Origin of the sequence: Curtobacterium sp. MCBA15_013, assembly GCF_001865095.1 — a bacterium.
In the GTDB taxonomy this organism is placed as follows: Bacteria; Actinomycetota; Actinomycetes; order Actinomycetales; family Microbacteriaceae; genus Curtobacterium.
Genome location: NZ_MJGQ01000008.1, coordinates 51,265 through 72,657, shown reverse-complemented (window position 1 = coordinate 72,657; position 21,393 = coordinate 51,265). Strand labels below are relative to the sequence as shown.

The following is a 21,393-nucleotide window of genomic DNA, read 5'->3' as shown; positions in this document are numbered from 1 at the left end:
ACCATGGACAACGAACAGCAGCACCGCACCGCCGTCCTGACCGGGGCCGCATCGCCCCGAGGGATCGGCCGCGCCACCGCCCACCACCTCGCCGAGGCCGGGTGGGACATCGGCATCATCGACCTCGACCAGGACGCCAGCGCGGCGGTCGCCACCGAGATCCGCGAGCAGCACGGCGTCCGGGCCGTCGGCGTGGGCGCGAACGTCGCCGACGAGACCGCCGTCCGGGCCGCCTTCGACACGATCGAGGCCGAGCTCGACCCGATCGTCGCCCTGGTCAACCTCGCCGGGGTGTCCTCGGCGCACGCCTACCTCGACCTCCCGGAGGGGGAGTGGCACCGCGTGCTGTCGATCAACCTCGACGGCGTGCACTTCGCGAGCCTGCGGGCGGCGGAGTCGATGGTGCGGAACGGCTACGGCCGCATCGTGAACCTGTCGTCGGTCTCCGCCCAGCGCGGCGGCGGCACCTTCAGCAAGACCCCGTACACGGTCGCGAAGGCCGGGGTGATCGGTCTGACCCGCGGCCTCGCCCGCGAGCTCGGCCCGCAGGGCGTCACCGTCAACGCGATCGCCCCCGGGCCGATCGACACCGACATCATGGGCGGCACCCTGACCGAGGAGCGCAAGACCGCGATGGCCGCGGACGGCGTGCTGCCGCGGATCGGCACCCCGAGGGACATCGCCGCCGCGATCGCCTACCTCATCAGCGAGGACGCCGGGTTCGTCACGGGCCAGACGCTGAACGTCGACGGCGGCCTGTACATGCACTGACGGGTCCACCGTCCCCTCCCAACCCACCGCACCGTCCCCTCCCAACCCACCGCACCGTGCTCGCAAAGGAGCGAACCCGTGTCACTTCCCCCTGCCCCCGCGCTCGGGTCCACGCACGACCCGGCGCTGAAGTCGGCGATCGGCAAGGCGACGAAGCACCTCATGCCGATGCTCGTCATCCTGTACTTCGTCGCGTTCCTCGACCGCACCAACGTCGGGTTCGCCGAGGAGGCCCTGAGCGTCGACCGCGGCATCTCCGACGCCGCCTTCGCGCTCGGTGCCGGCATCTTCTTCATCGGCTACGCGATCTTCGAGATCCCGTCCAACCTGCTGCTCAAGCGCCTGGGTGCACGCTTCTGGCTCGCCCGCATCGCGATCACGTGGGGCATCGTCGCCGCGCTGTTCTCGTTCACGACGAACGACACGATGTTCATCATCCTGCGGTTCATCCTCGGCGTGACCGAGGCCGGGCTCTTCCCCGGCGTGATCATGTACCTGTCCGAGTGGTTCCCGAACAAGGTCCGCGTGCGGATGTTCGCGATCTTCTACCTGGCGCAGCCGTTCTCGCAGATGATCGGCGCACCGCTGTCGGGCGGACTGATCAGCTTCGGCGACCAGGCCACCCCGTTCCACGGCTGGCAGGTGATGTTCGCGGGTGAGGGACTGCTCGCGGTCCTGGCCGGCATCGCGGCCCTGGTGTTCCTGACGAACAGTCCGCAGCAGGCGAAGTGGCTCGAGCCGGGGGAGAAGGACTCGCTCACGGCGGCGATGGCCCGCGAGGACACCGCCCGCAGCGAGGACGGCCCGACGGGCATCTGGAAGGCGTTGGCCAGCGGTCGCGTCTGGTACTTCACGATCATCTACTTCTGCCTGCAGGTCGCCGTGTACGGCACGACGTTCTACCTGCCGCAGCAGGTCTCGTCGCTGCTCGGCCAGGACGTCGGCTGGCAGGTCGGGCTGGTCGCGGCGATCCCGTGGCTCGTCGGGCTCGTCGCCTGCTACCTCGTCGGCTCGCGGGCGGACACCGTCGGGCGTCGTCGACGCTGGGGCACCTGGTTCTACATCACCACCGGCCTGTCGATCCTCGGGTCCGCCTGGGCCGGCGCGAACGGGCAGCCGATCCTCGGCATCCTGTTCATCACGCTGGCGGTCGCGAGCTTCCTCGCGGTGGGACCGATCACGTGGGCGTACCCGACGGCCTTCCTGACCGGCGCCGCAGCAGCCGCGGGCATCGGGCTCATCAACTCGCTCGGCAACCTCGGCGGGTTCGTCGCACCGATCATGCGCACCGCGATCAACGACGTGGTGCCCACGGACAGCGGAGCGTTCGGCATCGTGTCGCTCGGGGTCCTGGCGTTCGTGGCCGCGGTGATGATCTTCTGCACGAAGTACTTCCGTGGTGCGAAGGCGGACGAGCTGCTCGACACCACGCACGTGCGCACCCAGGGGGACGAGCGATGACCCGGCTCTTCAACGACCCGGCGGACTTCGCCGACGAGTCCACCGACGGGTTCGTCTCCGCGAACGAGCGGTGGGTCCGGAAGGTCCACGGCGGGGTCGCCCGGTCGACCACGTTGCCGGACGGCACGGTCGCGCTCGTGATCGGCGGCGGATCCGGGCACTACCCGGCGTTCGGCGGGCTCGTCGGGCACGGGCTCGCGGCCGGTGCGGCGATGGGGAACCTGTTCGCCAGCCCGAGCGCCCAGCAGGTCACGTCGGTCGCGAATGCATCCGAGCACGGCGGCGGGGTGCTGCTGAGCTACGGCAACTACGCCGGCGACGTCCTCAACTTCGACGCGGCCGCACGCACGCTCGAGGCCTCCGGGATCAGCGTCCGCACGGTGCGGGTCACGGACGACGTGGTGAGCGCGCCCGCCGACCGCGCGCACGAACGGCGCGGGATCGCGGGGGACCTCTGCGTGTTCAAGGTCGCCGGAGCCGCCGCCGAGCGGGGCGACGACCTCGACACCGTCACGGCGATCGCGGAGCGGGCGAACGACCGCACCCGATCGTTCGGCGTCGCGTTCTCCGGCTGCTCGCTCCCCGGCGCCGAGGAACCCCTGTTCACCGTCCCCGAGGGTCGCATGGCGATCGGCATGGGCATCCACGGCGAACGCGGCATCGACGAGACCGACGTCCCGACCGCCGACGGACTCGCCACGCTGCTCGTCGACCGGTTGCTCGACGAACTGCCGGCGGGGGTCACCGCCGCCGGCTCCCGCGTCGTCCCGATCCTCAACGGGCTCGGGAGCGTGAAGTACGAGGAGCTCTTCGTCGTCTACCGCTCGGTGCAGCGCCGGCTCGTCGACGCGGGCGTCGTCATCGTCGAGCCCGAGGTCGGGGAGCTCGTCACGAGCTTCGACATGGCCGGCGTCTCGCTGACGCTGTTCTGGGTCGACGCGGAGCTCGAGGAGCTCTGGGCCGCCCCGGCCGACACCCCCGCGTACCGCAAGGGCGGTGCCGTCCCCGCGGAGCGTGTCGCACCGTCCGTGGTGGCGGACGACGCGGCACCCGACGAGGTCGGCCCGGCCAGCGAGGACTCCCGGGCCGTCGCCGTCCAGGTCGCCGCCGGCTTCGCCGCGGTCCGCTCGGTCATCGACGAGCAGGCCGACGAACTCGGCCGCATCGACGCGGTGGCCGGCGACGGGGACCACGGCATCGGCATGCAGCGGGGATCGCACGCCGCCGCCGAGGCCGCGTCGGACGCCGTCGATCGTGGAGCCGGCGCGGGCAGCGTGCTGCGGATCGCCGGCGACGCCTGGTCCGACAAGGCCGGTGGCACATCAGGAGCGATCTGGGGTGCGGCCCTGGAGGCACTGGGTCGCGTCCTCGGGGACGACTCGCGTCCGACGGGTGCGGACGTCGTCGAGGCCGTCGGTGCGGCGACCGAGGCGGTCCTCGCCTTCGGCGCGGTGCCCGGGGACAAGACGATGGTGGACGCGCTCGTCCCGTTCCGCGAGGCCCTCCGTTCGCGGGTCGACGACGGTGCGGCGCTCCCCGATGCCTGGCGTGCGGCGGTGTCCGCCGCGCAGGACGCTGCGCAGGGCACCGCCGAGCTGCTGCCGAGGAAGGGCCGGGCACGGACCCACGCCGAGCACGCCGTCGGGACGGTCGACCCGGGAGCGGTGTCCTTCGCGCTGATCGTGGAGGCCGTCGCGCCGTGATCACCATCGGGGTGTCGCTCAAGACGTACTTCTCGCACGCCCGGACGCTGTCGTGGGCGGCCGAGGTCGCGGACGTCGCCCGGCGGCACCCCGCGGTGACCTCCGGTGCCGCGTCGCTTTTCGTGGTGCCGACGTTCCCGGCGCTCGTCCCGGTCCGCCGCATCCTGACCGACGCCGGTGCTCCCGTGCTGCTCGGCGCCCAGGACCTGTCGTGGGCCGACGCAGGGGCGTACACCGGCGAGGTCACGGGTGCGGAGCTGCGCGAGATCGGCGTCGACCTCGTCGAGGTCGGCCACGCCGAACGGCGCTCCCTGTTCCACGAGACGGACGACGAGGTCGCGGGGAAGGTGCACGCCGCCTACCGCAACCACCTGCGGCCGCTGGTGTGCGTCGGGGAGCCGACCCGTGCCTCCCGAGCGGAGACCGTCGCCGAGGTGACCGCGCAGCTCGACCGGGCCGTCTCGACGGCGGTCGCGGACGGACTGGCGGGGCCGCTCGTCGTGGCGTACGAGCCGGTGTGGGCCATCGGTGCCCCGGCACCGGCACCCGACGCGCACGTCGTGGGGGTACTCGCGGGGATCGAGGAACACCTGGCCACGCGGCCGGAACTCGCCGGGTCGGTCGTGATCTACGGCGGCAGTGCCGGACCGGGGCTGCTCACCCGCGGGCAGGGGCGGATCGGCGGCCTCTTCCTGGGGCGGTTCGCGCACGACCCGGCGGCGATCGCCGCGATCCTCGACGAGGTGGCGGCGCTCGACGTCAGCTGATCTGGTCTTGGACGGGTCGCGGTGCACGCCCGAGCAGCTGGCCGAGCAGTGGATCGGTCCCGGCGAAGCGGCCCTGTCCCGCTGCCTGGTACATGCCGAGCAGGAAGCCGGCCATGTGCGGGTCCTGGCCGGCGGCGGTCGACCGGGCCAGCCACTCGTCCTCGCCCAGTACCTCGAACCCGATCGTGCGGCCGGAGCGCTCGGACGCGAACTCCGCGAGCTCGCCGAACGTCGGTGCCGTCGGTGCGGTGAGCGTGACGGGGCCGTCGTACGGCTCGTCGGCGAGCAGGATGCGGGCGGCTGCTTCGGCGGCGTCCTCGCGAGCGGTCCACGACACCGGACCGTCGACGGGGACCGAGACCGTGCCCGTCGACTGCCACGGTCCCATCAACCAGGCCGTACTGTGCGCGTAGAAGCCGTTGCGCAGGCTCGTCCACGGCACCCCGGAGGCGCGGAGCAGGTCCTCGGTCGCGGCGTGGCCGTCGGCCGGTGCGAACGGCGAGCCGTGGGCTGCGCCCTGGTGGCTCGTGTACAGGATCCGTCCCACCCCGGCGTGCACGGCGGCGTCGATGGCCGCGCGGTGCAGCGCGACGGCGTCCGCGCCCGGGTCGTTCGAGGAGACGAGCAGCAGCTGGTCCGCACCCGAGAAGGCCGCGGGGAGCGAGTCGGGCTCGGCGTAGTCGCCCCGGCGGACCTCGACCCCGCGATCGGTGAAACGCTGCGCCCGGCTCGGGTCGCGGGTCACGACGGCGAGCCCCGACGGGTCGAGGTGCTCGAGGAGGTGGTCCGCGGTGGCGCCGTTGAGTGCGCCGGTGGCGCCGGTGATGACGATCATGGTTGCTCCGTATCGTTGGTAACCGATTGGTGTGATCGAAGGTAACACACTGCTATCGCTGTCTTGTTATCGTTGTTCCGTGATCGAGCAGGCAACGCAGCGAGACGAGACGCGGGCACGGATCGTCGAGGTCGCCGGTGCGATGCTCCGTGAGCGGGGGGCCGCGGCGGTGACCACGCGCGCCGTCGCCGAGGGTGCCGGGGTGCAGGCACCGACGATCTACCGACTGTTCGGCGACAAGGACGGCCTGCTCGAGGCCGTCGCGGAACACGCGATGTCCACCTTCGCCGCGGTCAAGGCCGAGGCGGTCCGGGCTGCACGGGACGAGCGCACCGATCCCGTCGATGACCTCCGGCACGGGTGGTCGATGACGATCGGCTTCGGTCTCGCGAACCCCGACCTCTTCGTGCTGCTCAGCGACCCCGAGCGAGGACGTCGCTCGGCGGCGGCACGCGCCGGGACCGCACTGCTCGCCGAGCGCATCCGGCGCGTCGCCGAAGCCGGACGGCTCGCCGTCCCGGAACGCCTGGCGGTGGACCTCGTGCACGCGGCCGGGACGGGGGCGGTGCTGGCGATCCTGTCGACACCGGCGGACGAACGCGATCCGAGCCTGGCGGACGAGGCGTTCGCGGCGGTGTCGGGGAGGATCCTCGTGGCGGGCCCGCCGGAGCCGTCGGGTTCGCCGACTGCGGACGCTGTGACGACTGCCGCGATCACGCTGCGGGCGGTCGCGTCGGACCTCGACGTGCTGTCGGTCGCCGAGCGCGCAGTGCTCGCCGAGTGGCTCGACCGGGTGGCCGGCCAGCGCTAGTTTGACGCCCGGCGCGTCAAGCGTCGCGAGCGCCCGCCAGACCGTGGTCGTGCGCGTACACCACGAGCTGCACCCGGTCCCGCAGCGCGAGCTTCCCGAGGATGCTCGAGATCTGCGTCTTCACCGTGGACTCCGTGACGAACTCCTTCGCCGCGATCTCCGCGTTCGACAACCCGCGCGAGGCCCAGCCGAACACGATGCGCTCCCGGTCCGTCAGCGACTGGAACGCCTCGGGCTGCGGCGCCGGCGCGTGCTCGACGTCGGCGCCGAACAGCTGGGAGAGGTCGTTCGGCGCGATCACCGAGCTCCCCTCGTGCACCGCCCGGACGGCCGCGAACAGGAACGGCGGCGTGGTGTCCTTCAGCAGGAACCCGCTCGCGCCGAGGCGGATCGCGGTGGCGGCAGCGGGGTCGAGGCCGAACGTCGTCAGCACGACCACGCGGGGGAGCGGCCCCTCGACCGCGCCGGAGAACAGCTGCCGGACGGTCTCGACCCCGTCCATGCCCGACATCCGCATGTCGAGGAGCATCACGTCCGGTCGCAGCTCGGGGATGCGCGCCAGGGCCTCGGCACCGTCGGACGCCTCGCCGACGACGACCATGTCGTCCTGGGCGTCGAGCACGACGCGGAGGCCCGCTCGGAACAGTGCCTGGTCGTCGGTGAGCAGGATGCGGATCGGATCGGTCATCGGTTGGTCCCCCCAAGGACGTCGAACGGGATGCGGGCACGTGCGGCGAACACGTCGTCGAGGACGGCGGCGTCGAAGGACCCGCCGAGTGCGGTGAGCCGGGACTGCATGCCGGCGAGGCCACGGCCGGACCCGCGGGTGCTCACCGGCGGGACGGCGACCGGGCCGGTCCCGACGGCGACCGGGCCGGTCCCGACGGTGCCGGCGCCGGGCGCGGCCGTCCCGACGGTGCCGGCGGTCGGGACGAGGTTCTCGACCTCGAGCACCAGGTCGGCCGACCGCCACGTCTCCCGCACCGTCACCGGCATCCCGGGGGCACCGTGTCGGAGCGCGTTCGTGAGCATCTCCTGCAGCACCCGGCGGGCGGCGGTCCCGCTCTCCGGCCCGAGCACGACCGGGACCCCGCGGACGGCCTGGTCGACGTCGACCCCGGCCTCGCGGATGCCCTGCACGATCTCCTCGAGCGACCCCGGGTCGGTCGAGGCGCCGGAGCCGTCGATGTGCCCGAGCACCTGCCGGACCTCGACGAGGGAGCTCCGGGCCGTGCTCGCGATCGTGGCGCTCACCTCGCGGATGCGGGCCTCGTCGGCGAGGAACGGCACCGAGTCGGCCTGCGCGATGATCACGGCGAGGGAGTGGCCGACCACGTCGTGCACGTCGCGGGCGATGTCCGCACGGATCCGCTCGGACTCGGCGACGTCGATGGCCCGGGTGGCGGTGGCCTCGGCCTCGGTGGCGACGGCCTCGGCTCGGGACGCCGCGGCCTCGGCGTCCGCCCGGCGTTCGGACTCGCGGTCCCGCGAACGGAAGGCCCGGACGGCGACCCCGCCCGCCCAGACCCCGAGGAGCGCCGTCACCGGCGCGGCCATCGCCAGGAACGCCTGGTCGCGCGGGCCGTTGATGAGGACGAGGAACCGGAAGCCGGTGAGTGCGAGGTAGAGCGTCGCGCTGATGCCGGCAACGAACGCCAGCAGGCCGGACACGATGACCTCACCGCGCGTGCCGACGACCGCCGCCGTGCCGATGACCACGAAGATGGCGATGTCGACGAGCGACGGCCGCTCGCCGCCGCCGACCTGGACGATGCCGAGGACGACGATCATGAGCATCGCCGCGGACGGTGAGACCCGTCGGAGCGCGATCGCCCCGGCCGCGGCGAGGACCGCGAAGAAGCTCGCGTGTTCGAGCTCGAGGTCGATCGGGAGCAGGAAGACGAACGCCGCGAAGACCGCCCAGGCCACGTCGATGATGATCGAGCGGGTGGCGAGCGGCCGGATGAACGTGCGCCGTTCCGTCACGGCACGATCATCGCACGGGGGCGTCGTCCGCCGGTCACGGGACCGGCGACATCGCGATGAGGGCGGTGGCCGTGACCGTGACGATCGCGGCGCAGACCAGCAGGGTGGCGATCGTGTGCTTCGTCGAGGACTCCATGCTCCGAGCCTCGCCGAGCGGGGCGCGCCGGGCATCGGGCGCACGGGTGAACGCGTTCATCCGCACGGATGAAGGCGTCTGGTCCGTCGCGACGCGACCGGGTGGCGGCCTGGAGGCGCGGGTCGGGCCCGCACCGCGCCTCCAGGCCCGCAGGTCGCACCGATCTGTCGGACCCGCCCGTCGGTCAGATGGTGATCTGGCCCAGCACGCGGTGGGCGATCGAGATCGACTCACCGGACACCACCGACAGCGGCGACGCGAGGAACGCGACGAGGTCGGCGATCTGCTGCGGGCTGGAGTCGCCGGGGCCACCGGGGCGGACCTCGGTGCTGGGGGTGTCCGTCACCAGCCCCGGGTTGACGACGTTCACCGTCACGCCGGAGCCGGCGGCCTCGTCGGCGAGGTTCTTCGCGATGACGCTCACCGCGGTGTTGCGGAGCGACGCGGTGATGTTGCCCGACAGGTAGGCGTTCTGTCCGCTGATCACGACGACGCGTCCGAACCCGGCCTCACGCTGGGCCGGCAGCACCGCGTTGGCGACGCGGAGGAATCCGAGTGCCTTGCCGTCGATCGCGGTGAGGACCTGCTCGGGGTCGGACTTCTTCGCCGGGTCGAGGGTGCCGGCACTCGGGGCCGCGGTCACGACGAGCGCGTCGATGCGGCCGTGCTGCTCGAGCACCCGCGCGACTCCGGCGTCGACGGAGGCCTGGTCGGCAGTGTCGATCGCGACGCTGTCGGGGGAGTCGCCGGCGCTGCGGGAGGCCACGACGACGGTTGCCCCCTCGGCCCGGAGTCGATCGGCGACGGCGGCGCCGATGTACCCCTTCCCTCCGACGACGAGCGCGACACGGTTCTGCAGTTCGAGGTCCACGCCGTCACGCTACGCCCGGAACGCCTCGGGCTCGGCGCACGTCGTGCACCGAGCCCGAGGCGTCGTCGGTTCGATCAGCTGCGGCGGCCGCTCCCGCCGACCGTCAGGAGCGCGCCGGTGTCGGTCTCGTCCGCCCGCGGCGGCTCGAACAGGCCCGAGTACGCCCGGACGGCGCTCCACCCCGCGATGAGCAGGACGGTGCCCGCGACGGCGGCGACCCACGGCACCACGGCCCACCGGTCCCAGAGCGACGGGACGGCCAGCCACGTCAGGAAGTTCCCCGCGAGGCCGCCCGTCGCCCCGAGCAGGACCGCGGTCCGTCGGTCGAGGCTGGACAGCGCGAGCGCGACCGTCACGGCGGCGATCGCGACCAGGGCGTTGACGAGGTCGAACACGGCTGCCGCTCCTACTCCCCGCTGCCGACGGCGAGCTGCTCGCGTCCGCCGCCCGTCGTGACGGCGATCTTGCGCGGCTTCGCCGACTCCTTCACGGGGATCGTGACGCTCAGGACGCCGTTGTCGTAGCCGGCCGTGATGCGCTCGGCGTCGAGGCCGTCGCCGAGCGTCAGCTGACGGACGTACGTGCCCGGCTGGCGCTCTCGGGTGAGCCACTGCGAGCCCTCGGGAGCGCCGAGGGTGCGCTCGGCGCGGATGGTCAGGACCGAGCCGTCCACGTCGATGTCGACGGAACCCGGGTCGATGCCGGGCAGGTCGACGTCGAGGACGTAGTGGTCACCCGTGCGGTAGAGGTCCATCGGCATCGAGCGGGGGCCCGCGGTGCCGAGGAGGGAGCCGGCGAGACGGTCCAGCTCGCGGAACGGATCGAAGTTCATCGTCATCGGTGTCAACTCCTTCGTGTCTGGTGTTGAGTCCCCTCGACTCAACTGCGACATGTTTTAGCACTCGAGCCTGGCGAGTGCCAAAAGAACGCTCGGAATCCGCTCGGAGCCGGGGATCCCCGGCGAAATACACAGGAGTCACGGGCGTCGGCGCGGGACCCGTACCGTTTGCTCATGCGAGTCGGGGTGTACGTCGATGGGTTCAACCTCTACTACGGCGCGAGGAGCATCTGCGGTCGTTCCACTCCGGGCTGGCGGTGGCTGGATCTCCGCGCGCTGTCCGAGAATCTGCTGCGCGGACCGGGTGCGCAGTGGGGGTCGGCCACCATCGAGCGCGTCGTCTACTGCACCGCCCGGGTGAGTGGTGCGGAGAACCCGCAGGGGCAACACGACCAGGACACCTACCTCCGAGCGCTTCGACGGCACGGCGCGGTCGACGAGTTCGCCATGGGCAACTACGTCACCCGGGTCGCGACCGCACCGCTGGCGACGCCCGATCGGCGGGGACGCCCGCAGCTGACGCGCGCCGACTGGCCGCTCCAGGTCCGTGACTCCCACGGCGCCGACGTCCCCGGAGCGACCTTCATGGCATCGGTCGCCCGGCGCGAGGAGAAGGGCTCCGACGTCAACGTCGCGGCGCACCTGCTCATCGACGTGTTGACGAAGCGTGTCGACGCCGCGATCGTCATCAGCAACGACAGCGATCTCGAGTTCCCCGTCCGGCACGTGCGGACCCTCGTGCCGCTCGGACTGGTGAACCCGACGCCGGGGTACCGGGCCGGCAAGCTCGCCGGCGACCGAGATGACGGGGTCGGCGGACACTGGTGGTACCACTTGACCGACACTGACGTGCGTGGAGCGCAGCTACCGGAACAGGTCGCCCACATCCGACGGCCCGAGTCCTGGTAGAGTCATGCCATACCACCCGGCCCCTCTGGGGCCGGGTTTTTTCATGCCCTCTGTGCGTCGTGAATGACAGCGATGTAGTTCGGCTGGGCTGACTGTTCAGTGCGTGAACCGTACAGAACACGAATTGTTCGTTTTGCTGATCGTTCACGTTGTGAAAGACTTCGGGCGTCCGATGGGGACAGCAACGACGACGAGGGGCGGTATCGCAATGCACAGCACGTACACCGGGATGCCGCGACAGGCACGGCTCGGCGGGACCCACACCCGTGTCGGTCTGACCGACCCTGCCGTCATCGACGCCTACGTCGAGCGCCGCATCCAGGACCCGTCGCTCCTGTCCGGTCGCTCCGAACCGTCCTACGCCGACTTCTTCTCGGTCCCGGCGGCCTAGGCCACGCACCCCCGATCCACACCAGGCAGAGAGCACACCCGACCAGATGCCGTTGACCGTCGTCCGCCGCGAGCACATGCACCTCTACGCCCGGGAACCCCGGTCGCGCGCCGCGAAGGGCGCCGTGGACGCGCTCCTCCGCCTGCAGCACGCCGAGGAGCAGCAGCTCGAACAGGCACGGTCGGAGAGCGGTCTCACCAAGAACGAGTTCCTCGCCGTCCGGTACATGCTCCAGGCGCACCGGGACGGCCGGGCGATGGGGCCCAAGGACCTCGCCGTCATGCTCAACGTCTCGAACGCGTCGGTGACGAAGATCGTCGACGGGCTCGTCGAGAAGGGCGACCTCGTCCGCGCCCCGCACCCCACCGACCGTCGGGCACAGGTGCTCGAGCCCACGGTGCAGGCGGCGAAGAAGATCGACGCGTCCTACGCACGCTTCCACGAAGCCGTGGTCGAGGTGATGGACCACCTGTCCTCCGAGGAGAACGACGTCCTCGCCCGCTGCCTCGTCCAGATCACCGAGGCCCTCGTCGGTGGCGCGCCAGCTCCCGTCGACGAGTACACGGTCGACCCGGACGGCGAGGCGGAGCCGTACGACTCCTGAACCGGGCGGTCCGTGACGGCGCCGAGCCGCGCCTCCCGGAAAAAACCTTCCAGCGGTAAGTTGGGCGCATGACGCACCCTGCCGACGACGACGCGGCCATGCCGCGACGCGGCTACCGCAAGGGTGCCGAACGACGGACGCAGATCCTCGACGAGACGATCCGCATGGTCGCCGAGCAGGGTGTCGACGCGTCCTCGCTGCGATCCGTCGCCGACGCCCTCGGGATCACCCACGCGGCGCTGCGGCACTACTTCCCGAGCCGCGACGAACTGCTGCTCGCGGTCTACCGCGAGCACGAGGTCCGCGAGCAGGGGGCACCGGACCGGATGAAGTCCGCGATCGGGGACATGCGGGAGAGCGCCTCGCGGAATCGCGCGGTCCCGGGGCTGGTGCAGCTGTACACGACCCTGGCGGCCGATGCCGTGCAGGAGGGGCACCCCGCCACGCGAGAGTTCATGCGGGAACGGTTCACCCGGCTGCGGGCGGACCTGGCGGAGTTGATCGAGGCGGACCAGGCGTCCGGGCGGATCCGGGCCGACCTGGACCCCGTCGACCTGGCGTCCCTGAGCATCGCGGCGTCGGACGGACTGCAGGTGCAGTGGCTGCTCGACCCCGACGCGGTCGACGGCGAGCGGGTGCTGCGGTTGCTCGAGCAGATCGTGCCGCCGGCGGGCTGACCGGACCCGCGGGTCCTGCCACACTCGTGTCAGCGGGGCCGTGGGTCCCGCGCACGACCGGATCGGAGCAGGACCATGCACGCCGTACTCGAGTACACCTACGTCGACGACTACCTCGAGCGCCGAGATGCGTTCCGCCAGCAGCACCTCCGGGCGGCCTGGGCTGCGGCGGAGCGCGGCGAGCTGCTCCTCGGCGGTGCGGTCGGCGAGGGCGCCGGACCGTTCACCGCGCTGATCGTCTTCGTCGGCGACGACGCGCTCGGGCGTGCGCGGGCGTTCGCGGCGACGGACCCGTACGTGACCGGGGGACTCGTGACGTCGTGGACCGCGCGACCGTGGACGACCGTGGTGGGCGATCTCGCGGCGGGACCGGTCCGCCCCGACTGAGGCTCTCGGGAACCGGCGACGGCGTCGGGTCAGCCGTAGCCCTCGTCGGTCAGGCGCCAGCCGGCCGGCGTGTGGCGGAAGCAGAACTGCCACCCGGGGAGCACGCCGGGTTCGGCGCCCGTCATGTTCGTCTCGGTGACGTCGACCGGGATGCACTCCTCCGCCGCCCGGCCCGTCTCCTTCGCGCTCAGTCGCGAGACCGCCCCGATGTGCCGGTAGCCGAGCAGGTCGGGGTGGTCGTCGAACCACGAGGACGGGGACCGTCCGCCGCACCAGGCCGTGTCCGAGCCGCCGCTGTCGTCGGTCAGGGCCTCGGTGACACCGCAGTCGTGTGCCTTCGCGGCGCGGAGGTAGACGCGGAGGACCTGTTCGGAGGACGCGCTCGCGGGTGGGAGTCGCGCGGCCACCGTCTGCGCGTGCGTCACCGACACCACGGTCACCGTGCCGGCCGCCACGAGCACGGCGGCGACCACCCCTCCGAGCACGAGCCGACGTCTCCCCACGCGCTCATCCTGGCAGGGGGTGGACCCGCCGATCGCCCGGTGCAGCTGCGAGTGGGTGAGGGCGCGTTCAGTTGCGCGGCAGTCCTGCGACGTACGCGCCGAGCACCGCTCGGTCGTCCACGGGCGCGACCCCCGCGACGCGGTAGAGCAGCAGTGCATCGACGAGTCCGACGAGGTCGACCGCGGATCGCCGGGGGTGGTCGACGCCGATGCGGACGAGCAGGTCCTCCGCCGTGGCGAGCAGCGCGGCGCGCACCGGGTCGGCGCCGGTCAGGGGTGCGCGGAGCGCTTCGTCGTCCCGGAGCTCCAGGAGGAGGGCCAGGCGAGCGGCTTGCGCCTCCGCCCGCTCTGCGAGGCCCTGGAGGAACGTGGCGGCGACCTCGACGACCGTCGCGTCGTCGAGCGGCTCGGGGAGACGCAACGCGCCCAGCTCCGTCGACAACTGCTCCGTGATGCGCGCGACGACGAGCGCGGTCAGTTCGCGCCGCGTCGACGCGTAGTACGACGTCGATCCGGCGGGCACGCCGGCCTCGGTGTCGACTGCTCGGTGCGTCAGGGCTCGGACCCCACCGCGAGCGGTGAGCCGTACTCCCGCGTCCGCCAGGTCCTCGCGTCGCCCCATGCTCTTCCCCTCTCGCCTCTACCATCGTAGTGTTCTCTACGGATGTAGAGCCGAAGGGGGCAGGATGCGGGTTGCAGTGGTGGGAGGCGGGATCTCCGGAGTCGCGATCGAGGCAGCGCTGGGGGCGCACGGCTGCTCGGTCACGAGGTTGTCCCGGTCATCGGGGTTCGACGTGCTCGCGGACGACGCGGTCGATCGGCTGGCGTCGGTCCGGCCGGAGGTCGTCGTCGAGGCGACCGGACGGTTCACGACGAGTCGGCGGCGTGCGACGGACTTCTTCACGCGCTCGACGGCGGTGGTCGGTGCGGCGGCCGAACGGTCCGGGGCGCGACACGTGCTGCTGTCCATCCTCAACTGCACCAGGTCCGAGGTGCAGGGCTACGGGCACTTCGCCGGCAAGACCGCACAGGAGCGGGCAGCGGGAGCGGCGGGCCGGGGCGCCACGATCGTCCGTTCGGCCCAGTGGTTCGAGTTCGCTGCGCAGAACCTCGAGCGGTTGCGCGTCGGGCCGATCGCGCTCGTGCCGCGGATGACCATCGCTCCGGTGTCGCTCGAAGCGGTGGCGACGGTGGTCGCCGAGGTCGCGACGGGCCGGCGGACCGCGCCGGTCGTGGAGGTCGCCGGGCCCGAGACGACGTCGCTGTGGGCGATGACGACGGCGCTGCCGCATCCGGGCGTGGTGCCCGTCCCGATGCCGATCCCGGGCCGTACGGGCCGGGCGTTCCGGGACGGGGCGCTCCTGCCCGCGGGAGACGTCGAGGTGGTCGGCCCGAGGTTCCACGAGTGGCTCGCAGCCCGCGACCGGTAGCGCTCGCCCGACCCACCGGTCCGGTCCGGTCGTCATCTCTAGGCGGTGCGTTGCCCCGTTCCTCTGCGTGTCACGCGAACGGGGAGCAGAAGGTGAGCTTGTTTCTGCCCTAGCGTAGGCGGGGGTGCGATCGATGCGCCCGTATCTGTCGCGGCGCATGGGGCGTCCGGAGGGGGACGAACATGCGCACGACCCGTGGCCACCGCTCTGCCGTGATCACGGCGGCCACTGCCGTCCTCGCGGTCATCGGTGCCCTCCTACCGAGCGGTGTGCAGGCCGCTCCGTCGCCCGGCAACGACGCGCTGCGTGGTGTGCGGTACGCCGCGTACGGTCACTCGTTCGGACAGGTGCAACTCGGTTCCGATTCGGTGCCGAGCCGGATGTACCCGTCCATGGTCCGGACGAGCCTCGGCGCGGATCCGACGCTCTGGTCGAACGAGACCATCAGCGGGGCCTCGACGGCGCAGATCCTCGACCGCGCGCGCTCGACGTGGAACCGCGGCGACTACGGGGTCGTCTCGTACCTCGGGAACCAGAACGACGTCGGCCGCCACGTGCCCGAGGCCACGTTCAAGGCGAACGTCCGGGGCTTCATCGACTGGGTGCGGGGAACCGGGCCGTTCCCACCCACGATCGTCATCGTGCTCGACACGCCGTCGACGACGAAGGGCTACGCGTGGTACCCGTCACCCCCGACCGACGCTGACGTCGTCCGGTACAACCGCTACCTCCGCAGTGTCGTCGCGGCGTACCCGAAGGACGGATCGGTCATCATCGCCGATGCCTTCACCGGATGGAACAAGGCGACGATGATCGGGCCCGACGGGCAGCACCCGAACGACGTCGGGCAGGCGCACATCACCGAGGCGATCACCTCAGCACTGAGCGGTGTGCGATTCCGTGAGGGGCAGAACGTCCTGACGCCGGCGCCGGCGGTTCGCTACGACTCGTTCAACCGGCCCGACATGATCACCGGACTCGGCAAGGACCTGCACGGCCGGTCCTACTCCACGGTCGGCGGAGTGAAGTACGGCATCTCTGGTGGCCGTGCCTACCGAGCCAGCAGCGGGGCCGTTCGTGAATCCGCGGCCACCGTCGACACGAAGAAGGCTGCGGTCGACATCAGCCTCACCATGACGGCGATCTCCTCGAAGGGTGCGGGGCCGGTGTGGCGACTGAGCAGCGCCAAGGACTACTTCGTGCTCGACGTCCACGGGTCGGGCAAGGGCAACGCGAAGGTCTACAAGCGGGTCAACGGGCGGTTCATCCAGATCGGCAAGGCCCTGAGCCGCGAGGTCAAGCCGGGCTCGACCGTGCGGGTCCGGGCCGACGGCGCGAAGATCAAGGTCTACGTCGACGGTCCCGCCGTGTACTCCAGCGCGGACGGCTTCAACGGGTCCGCCACGAGGAGCGGTGTCCGGATCACGGACACTCGTGCTCGGCTCGACGACCTCGTGATCCGTTAGTGCCGGAGCCTTATCGGTTCGGGCGCGGAACTTTCTACCCCCTGTAGTGGGGGAGCAGTGGTGAGGGATGCTCCGTAGCGTTCTGTGTGGTTGCACAGTGCCGTCATGGGGGCGGATTCGCTGGTGGTGACCTGTTGAGGGGTTCTGCGCGTGTTCGCGACGTCGCCGTTGTCTGTTCGTTCTCGTTGGGTCGTGCTGGCCGTCGTCACGCTGGTGGCGCTGCTGGGGTCGTTGTTGGCGGTGGTCTCGCCACCTGCTCCGGCGCAGGCGGTCGTGACGGGTACGGGTGGGCAGTTCGTGCCGTTGCCGACCAACGCCAGGATCTTCGACGGCGCCACGCCTGCCGGGTCGTCGACGACGGTGCCGGTCGCCGGGGTGAAGGGGATCCCCGCTGACGGTGTCGGCGCGATCAGTGTGCTGGCGACGGTCGCGGACGCGAACGGCACCGGGCAGCTGAAGGGTCGAGCGGAGTCGAGCGACGGGCCGACGCTGCTGATGATCTACGGCAGCGGAGTGGCGGGGAACACGTCGAACACGTCGCTGCTCGCGGTCGGGGACGACGGATCCATCCGGATCGACACGACGACTGCGCAGTCGCGGGTGATCCTGGACGTGACCGGCTACTACACGTCCACGGCGAACGGTGTCGGCGCTGGCGGGTTCGTGCCGCTGTCCGGGACCCGGATCGCGAACACGGCGGACGGCACGAACGTGCGGCAGGGTGCCCTGTCGGGCGGGGACAGCATCACGTTCCAGGTCACCGGCAAGGGCGGCGTTCCGACGAACGCGGCCGCGGTCGCGGTCAGTGTCGTGGTGCAGAACACCGGCGGTGGGGCCGGGTGGGTGCGTCCGTCGCCGTCCGATGGACCCAAGAGCACAGGGTCGTTGAACTACCCGTCGACGAAGCTGACCACGGCGATGAGCGCGCAGGTCGCAGTCGGCTCCGATGGGAAGATCACGATCGACAACGCTCCCGACGGCGGCACGGTGCAGATGCAGGTCGACGTGCAGGGGTACTTCGTTCCCAGCAATCCGGGTGGCGGGTTCACTCCGGGAACGGGCCGAATCGTCGACACCCGCACGTCCTCGAGCGTCGGGGCGAATGCGTCGGTCGCGGTGCAGGTCGCGGGAGTTGCTGGCATCGGGACGGTCGAGGGTGGCCTGTCGGCGGTCGCGGTGACGGTCACGGCGATCCACTCGGGCACGACCGGCGGGTACGCGAAGGCATGGGCGGACGGTTCCTCCGAGCCCACCGGGGCGGTCATCGGGTACGCGCCGACGTCGTCGATCCGGACGACGACGGCGATCCTGCCCGTGGGGTCGAACGGGAAGGTGCGGATCCAGAACGTTTCCTCGGGGACCACGGACTTCGTGCTCGACCTGCAGGGCACCTACAACTGGCTGCCGGGTGGACCCGTGTCGACGAACGTCACCGGGCAGCGGACGTCCGCGACGACGTTGCCGTTCCCGATCTCGGACCAGACCAACGCCAGCGTCGACGTCGGCACCGGCAACCTGCTGGTCACAACCAGTGCGCTGACGCTGCCGGGTGTGACGCAGAGCACGACGATCGGTGCTGCGTACAACTCGCGGTCGACGACGACGGCGAACAGCAACACGATGGAAGCGAACCGGTGGCAGTACGCCCTCGCGGGTGCGGGGGACCTGTCGGCGAACGCCGCGGGTGTGGTCTACACGGACGCGGTCGGGACGGCGTGGCAGTTCAAGCCAACCGGGACCGCTGGTGCGTTCACGTCCCCGCCAGGCCTGCAGATGACGTTGGCGCGGGTCGCGAACACCGACACGCGGGAGTACACGCTGACGTCGTGGACGACGAACCAGGTCATCCACTTCACCCTCGGCGGCCAGCCCAAGTCGGTCAACGACCGCAACGGCAACCAGGTCAGCTTCAACGTGGCGGCGGACAAGTTCTCGCTCGGCACCCTGGTCTCCACTGCCGGCACCGATGGCGCGAAGACGGCGAACGTGTCGTACGCGAACGGGAAGACGACGTTCACGCAGACCTCCGGCTCGTCGTCGCGGAGTGTTTCGTGGACGAAGAACGCCGCGGGTGACATCACGACGTACACCGACGCGACCGGAGCGACGACCACGTTCGGGTACACGAGCGGGGACCTCACCTCGATCACCGCACCGACCGGCGGGGTGACCTCGTTCACGTACGACTCCACCAAGCGGGTCACGAAGGTGTCGCAGGCGAACACCACCGCCGGATCCCCGGGGACCGCGGTGACCCGCTTCGCGTACACGGACGGTGACACCACGCAGGTCGCCGACCCCCGCTCGAACCAGTCGCAGCCCGTCGCGACCGCGGACCACACCACGTACACGCTCGACGTGAACGACCTCGTCACCGACGTCAAGGACGCGGCCGGCCGTGACCAATCGCGCACGTACAAGTCCACGAACAACGGCGTGCTGAGCTCCACGGTCGGGTCCGGGACGGGCGCGTCGACGACGAACAACAAGTTCGACGGCAACAACGGGCAGTCGTTGACGCAGTCGCAGTCTGCCTCTGGCAGCACGAACACCGCGACGTATGGGACGCAGTCGCCGACGGCGTATCTGCCGGCTTCCACGACGGACAGTTCCGGCAACAAGACCACGTACGGGTACGACGGTCCCGGGAACCAGACGTCGACGGGCACCGGCAGCGGTCCGGAAGCTGCTGAGGCGAAGCTCGAGTACAACAACAAGAAGGACGGGGACAAGTACGCGTGGGGTGCGGTGAAGTCCGCGACCGCTCCCGGGAACACGGTCAAGACGACGTACGGCTACGACCAGTACAACCAGCTGTTCACCATCGACGCACCGGCGAACACGGTCGGACAGCAGAAGTACGCCTACGACGACTTCGGCCGCGTCTCGTCCCACACCGACGGTGGTGGCGGCGTCACCTCGTACACGTACGACAACGACGACCGGCTGCTGACGACGACGTTCGCCGACAGTGCTCTGACGGTGGCGAACACGTACGACGGCAACGGCAACCAGCTCACCCAGCAGTCCGCGACCGGCACCGTGACGAACACGTTCGACCAGCGCAACCGGCTCATCTCCACGGTCAACACCGCTGGTGGCGGCACCGTGTCGTACGGGTACGACCTTGCTGGGAACACGCACGCGGTGACCGATCAGCACGGCACGGTCACGCACGACTACGACGCGGCGAACGTGCTCACCGCGACGACGTACCCGACCGGCGACGGTGGGACGGCGAAGCAGCTGTACACCAACGACGACCACGGCCGCCGCACCGACGTGTGGTTGAACGCGACCGCGAATGCGGACCCGACCAAGGATCCGACGTCGTGGCAGGCCCACCAGCACATCACTTACGGTGCGTCGAACAAGATCACTCGCGTCCAGGCGTGGCAGGGCAGCGACAAGGCCACGGCCGTTGTCGACGACTCGTACTGCTACATCACCGGCATCGCCGTTGGTGGTGATTGCTCTGCGGTGAAGAGTGCGAACGACACCGACAAGATCCAGTGGGTCAAGGACAACACCACCGGGCAGACGACGTCGTACACGTACGACTCGAACAGTCGCCTCACCAAGGCAACGCAGGCCGGCGGCGCAACGAATGTCACGTGGGCGTACACGTACGACGCGGCCGGGAACCGGCTCACCGCGAAGCAGACCGGTGACACCACGAGTTCGCAGACACTGACGTACAACGCGGTCGGGCAGATCACCTCGGCCGGGTACGCGTACGACGGGGTCGGGAACCTCACCGCAGCACCGGGTGAGACGTTCACCTACAACGACGCGCAGCAGCTGACCACCTCGACGAAGAACGGCGTCACGACCCGGTACGAGTACGCCGGCGCCGACATGAACAAGCTCCTCAAGCAGTCCACGGACGGAGGAGCGGAGTACGACTACACGTATGGCACCACCGACCAGAACGGCGTCCCAGTGATCACCAGCCGCACCGTCGCCGGCACGGGGACTGCGTCGGTGATCAGCGACCCGACGACCGGGCAGCCGATGGACCTGCAGACCACCGATGGCGTCACGAGCATGTGGGTCATCGATGGGGTCGGGAACCCCGCAGCAGCGATCGCGGACACCGGAAACACCGCGTACACCGTCTCCTACGACCCCTACGGCGCCGAAACCGTCAACGGCGGCACGAGTGCGCAGTGGCTGCAGAACCCGTACGGGTTCAAGGCCGGGCTCCGCTCAAGCAGCACCGAGAACGGGCTCACCAAGTTCGGGTACCGGTGGCAGAACAGCGCGACTGGCGGGTGGATTGAACGCGACACCCTCGACGCACCCCTCAGCCCATCCAACGCGAACCGCTACGCGTTTGCAGGCGATGACCCGATCAATTCCTCGGATCCAACGGGCCGTGGGTTCGGTGAAGATCTTGCAAGTACCGTCATTGGTGGAGTAGTCGGAGTAGCTGTCGCAGGAAGTATCTGCGTAGCGACGGGTGCGGAGACGCTCGGCACTGGTTGCGCACTGGGTGCGGTCGCAGGCTCTACCGTTGGAACGGCCGTTGGGAACGCATCAGTGGGCGTGCTTGAAGGTGAGAGTGCTGGGCAAGTCGGGACTCGACTCTGGCAAGGTGCCGCGATCGGCGCCCTTGCGGGCGGCATTGCAGTCGGCGGAGCAGCTCTCTTCCTGTAAGGGGAATATATGGCAAGATCAGCGATGGATCGAAGGGCCTCTCTGAGTCTCCTTGTGACCATATGCACATACTTCTTATCAGTTCTATTTATTGTCCTGCCGCTTGTGAACGCAAACTGGGCGCGATTCTCAGTAATTTCCTTTATTCTTGCTTTCGTATTTGCAATCTGGGGGACGGTTTTCCTGTT

The 21,393-nt window shown here is 70.4% G+C and carries 22 protein-coding genes; 13 read left to right on the top strand and 9 right to left on the bottom strand.

From position 1 onward, the window contains the following. Positions 1-3: 3 nt before the first annotated feature. From BIV01_RS06205 to BIV01_RS06190, 4 genes are all read left to right on the top strand, one after another. On the top strand, positions 4-771 hold the full coding sequence (locus BIV01_RS06205) for an SDR family NAD(P)-dependent oxidoreductase (protein ID WP_071302253.1): 768 nt from the start codon (positions 4-6) through the stop codon (positions 769-771). A gap of 78 nt (positions 772-849) precedes the next feature. Continuing rightward, positions 850-2,232 carry an MFS transporter gene (locus BIV01_RS06200; protein ID WP_071294269.1) on the top strand — a complete coding sequence of 461 codons (1,383 nt, stop codon included), beginning with the start codon at positions 850-852 and terminating at the stop codon, positions 2,230-2,232. Then, positions 2,229-3,935 carry a dihydroxyacetone kinase family protein gene (locus BIV01_RS06195; protein ID WP_071302252.1) on the top strand — a complete coding sequence of 569 codons (1,707 nt, stop codon included), beginning with the start codon at positions 2,229-2,231 and terminating at the stop codon, positions 3,933-3,935. Before BIV01_RS06200 ends, BIV01_RS06195 begins: the two co-directional genes overlap by 4 nt. Next, positions 3,932-4,702, top strand: a complete 771-nt coding sequence (locus BIV01_RS06190; protein WP_071302251.1) for a triose-phosphate isomerase family protein — start codon at positions 3,932-3,934, stop codon at positions 4,700-4,702. Before BIV01_RS06195 ends, BIV01_RS06190 begins: the two co-directional genes overlap by 4 nt. On the opposite strand, the gene BIV01_RS06185 is transcribed toward BIV01_RS06190, so the two are convergent. Further along, positions 4,695-5,537: an NmrA family NAD(P)-binding protein gene (locus BIV01_RS06185; RefSeq protein ID WP_071302250.1), complete on the bottom strand. Its 843-nt coding sequence runs from the start codon at positions 5,535-5,537 to the stop codon at positions 4,695-4,697. The two genes, BIV01_RS06190 and BIV01_RS06185, sit on opposite strands and share 8 nt — an antisense overlap. A gap of 79 nt (positions 5,538-5,616) precedes the next feature. Between BIV01_RS06185 and BIV01_RS06180 the strand changes: the two genes are divergently transcribed. Continuing rightward, complete coding sequence (locus tag BIV01_RS06180) at positions 5,617-6,348, top strand: TetR/AcrR family transcriptional regulator (protein WP_071302249.1); 732 nt, start codon at positions 5,617-5,619, stop codon at positions 6,346-6,348. Between the two features lie 16 nt (positions 6,349-6,364). Here the strand turns inward: BIV01_RS06180 and BIV01_RS06175 are convergent, their stop codons facing one another. From BIV01_RS06175 to BIV01_RS06155, 6 genes are all read right to left on the bottom strand, one after another. Continuing rightward, entirely contained in the window at positions 6,365-7,036 is a 672-nt protein-coding gene (locus BIV01_RS06175; protein WP_071302248.1) for a response regulator, read from the bottom strand. After that, positions 7,033-8,334 carry a sensor histidine kinase gene (locus BIV01_RS06170; RefSeq protein WP_139199239.1) on the bottom strand — a complete coding sequence of 434 codons (1,302 nt, stop codon included), beginning with the start codon at positions 8,332-8,334 and terminating at the stop codon, positions 7,033-7,035. The genes BIV01_RS06175 and BIV01_RS06170 overlap by 4 nt, the downstream gene beginning before the upstream one ends. A 34-nt stretch (positions 8,335-8,368) precedes the next feature. Next, on the bottom strand, positions 8,369-8,530 hold the full coding sequence (locus BIV01_RS19685; protein ID WP_175473649.1) for a hypothetical protein: 162 nt from the start codon (positions 8,528-8,530) through the stop codon (positions 8,369-8,371). Between the two features lie 124 nt (positions 8,531-8,654). Further along, positions 8,655-9,341 carry an SDR family NAD(P)-dependent oxidoreductase gene (locus tag BIV01_RS06165; RefSeq protein WP_071302247.1) on the bottom strand — a complete coding sequence of 229 codons (687 nt, stop codon included), beginning with the start codon at positions 9,339-9,341 and terminating at the stop codon, positions 8,655-8,657. 74 nt (positions 9,342-9,415) lie between these two features. Beyond that, a complete protein-coding gene (locus BIV01_RS06160; protein ID WP_071302246.1) occupies positions 9,416-9,736 on the bottom strand; it encodes a hypothetical protein in 321 nt (106 codons plus the stop codon). A gap of 11 nt (positions 9,737-9,747) precedes the next feature. Further along, positions 9,748-10,179 carry an Hsp20/alpha crystallin family protein gene (locus BIV01_RS06155; RefSeq protein WP_071294275.1) on the bottom strand — a complete coding sequence of 144 codons (432 nt, stop codon included), beginning with the start codon at positions 10,177-10,179 and terminating at the stop codon, positions 9,748-9,750. 174 nt (positions 10,180-10,353) lie between these two features. On the opposite strand from BIV01_RS06155, the gene BIV01_RS06150 reads away from it, so the two are divergent. From BIV01_RS06150 to BIV01_RS06130, 5 genes are all read left to right on the top strand, one after another. Then, on the top strand, positions 10,354-11,088 hold the full coding sequence (locus BIV01_RS06150; protein ID WP_071302245.1) for an NYN domain-containing protein: 735 nt from the start codon (positions 10,354-10,356) through the stop codon (positions 11,086-11,088). Between the two features lie 208 nt (positions 11,089-11,296). Beyond that, positions 11,297-11,479 carry a hypothetical protein gene (locus BIV01_RS06145; protein WP_071302244.1) on the top strand — a complete coding sequence of 61 codons (183 nt, stop codon included), beginning with the start codon at positions 11,297-11,299 and terminating at the stop codon, positions 11,477-11,479. Between the two features lie 46 nt (positions 11,480-11,525). Further along, the gene (locus BIV01_RS06140) at positions 11,526-12,083 is read left to right on the top strand and encodes a MarR family winged helix-turn-helix transcriptional regulator (RefSeq protein ID WP_071302243.1); all 558 of its coding nucleotides are present in this window, start codon (positions 11,526-11,528) and stop codon (positions 12,081-12,083) included. A gap of 68 nt (positions 12,084-12,151) precedes the next feature. Continuing rightward, positions 12,152-12,760: a TetR/AcrR family transcriptional regulator gene (locus tag BIV01_RS06135; RefSeq protein ID WP_071302242.1), complete on the top strand. Its 609-nt coding sequence runs from the start codon at positions 12,152-12,154 to the stop codon at positions 12,758-12,760. A gap of 75 nt (positions 12,761-12,835) precedes the next feature. Beyond that, the gene (locus BIV01_RS06130) at positions 12,836-13,147 is read left to right on the top strand and encodes a YciI-like protein (RefSeq protein WP_071302241.1); all 312 of its coding nucleotides are present in this window, start codon (positions 12,836-12,838) and stop codon (positions 13,145-13,147) included. A gap of 29 nt (positions 13,148-13,176) precedes the next feature. Here BIV01_RS06130 and BIV01_RS06125 read toward each other — a convergent pair whose 3' ends face one another. Further along, positions 13,177-13,650 (bottom strand): hypothetical protein, encoded by a 474-nt coding sequence (locus tag BIV01_RS06125; protein ID WP_139199238.1) that lies wholly within the window; start codon positions 13,648-13,650, stop codon positions 13,177-13,179. A 67-nt stretch (positions 13,651-13,717) separates the two neighbouring features. Continuing rightward, a complete protein-coding gene (locus BIV01_RS06120; RefSeq protein WP_071302239.1) occupies positions 13,718-14,272 on the bottom strand; it encodes a TetR/AcrR family transcriptional regulator in 555 nt (184 codons plus the stop codon). Between the two features lie 64 nt (positions 14,273-14,336). Between BIV01_RS06120 and BIV01_RS06115 the strand changes: the two genes are divergently transcribed. The 3 genes from BIV01_RS06115 to BIV01_RS06105 all read left to right on the top strand — a co-directional run bounded on the left by BIV01_RS06115 (position 14,337) and on the right by BIV01_RS06105 (position 21,205). Beyond that, positions 14,337-15,080: an NADH(P)-binding protein gene (locus tag BIV01_RS06115; RefSeq protein WP_071302238.1), complete on the top strand. Its 744-nt coding sequence runs from the start codon at positions 14,337-14,339 to the stop codon at positions 15,078-15,080. Between the two features lie 182 nt (positions 15,081-15,262). Further along, positions 15,263-16,546 carry an SGNH/GDSL hydrolase family protein gene (locus BIV01_RS06110; RefSeq protein ID WP_071302237.1) on the top strand — a complete coding sequence of 428 codons (1,284 nt, stop codon included), beginning with the start codon at positions 15,263-15,265 and terminating at the stop codon, positions 16,544-16,546. A 192-nt stretch (positions 16,547-16,738) separates the two neighbouring features. Beyond that, complete coding sequence (locus tag BIV01_RS06105; RefSeq protein WP_071302236.1) at positions 16,739-21,205, top strand: beta strand repeat-containing protein; 4,467 nt, start codon at positions 16,739-16,741, stop codon at positions 21,203-21,205. The last annotated feature ends 188 nt before the right edge of the window (positions 21,206-21,393 follow it).